The following is an 897-nucleotide window of genomic DNA, read 5'->3' on the forward strand; positions in this document are numbered from 1 at the left end:
TTTATTTATAATGTTTTTAATTATATTTTACCATTTTCTACACATGCTTTTCGATAGGCTTTTTTAAGTTTATCGCTTTATTCTTGTCTTTTTTATAAATTTTAGTATTTGCAGATATTTTTTCATTCGTAAAATGTAACGTACTATTATTTTGGTTATGAGCAATTTAATATTTATCTGGTTATTCGATTGGTATACTTCTTATATCATACAAAAGGAAGGACGATACAAAAATGGCGATTAAATATTCAGCATTAAACCTTGTCCCTATTCGAGAAGGTGAAGATGAACGAACAGCAATTAATGATATGGTTAAGCTCGCACAACATTTAGACGAATTATCATATGAAAGATATTGGATTGCTGAACACCATAACGCTCCCAACCTAGTAAGTTCAGCGACTGCTTTATTGATTCAACATACGTTAGAACATACGAAACACATACGTGTAGGTTCTGGAGGAATCATGTTACCTAACCATGCTCCATTAATCGTTGCGGAACAATTTGGCACGATGGCAACATTATTTCCAAATCGTGTCGATTTAGGATTAGGACGTGCACCTGGAACAGATATGATGACCGCAAGTGCATTAAGACGAGATCAACATGATGGTGTTTATAAATTTCCGGAAGAAGTTTCATTATTACAACAATATTTCGGTCCCGCTCACCAACAAGCATATGTTCGTGCTTATCCAGCAGTAGGTAAAAATGTGCCTTTATATATTCTTGGTTCTTCAACAGATTCTGCACATTTAGCTGCTCGTAAAGGGCTTCCATATGTGTTCGCTGGACATTTTGCACCTCAACAAATGAAAGAAGCTATCGAAATTTACAAAACGTTATTTGAACCTTCTGATGTATTAGACGAACCTTATGTTATTGTATGTTTAA

At 34.2% G+C, this 897-nt stretch carries 1 protein-coding gene; it reads left to right on the forward strand.

Features of this window, described 5'->3' with window-relative positions; genetic code table 11:
* Positions 1-233: 233 nt before the first annotated feature.
* On the forward strand, positions 234-897 hold a 664-nt coding region (locus IDG60_RS27715), incomplete at its 3' end, for an LLM class flavin-dependent oxidoreductase (protein WP_206160939.1).

The organism is Staphylococcus sp. EG-SA-2 (assembly GCF_017152085.1).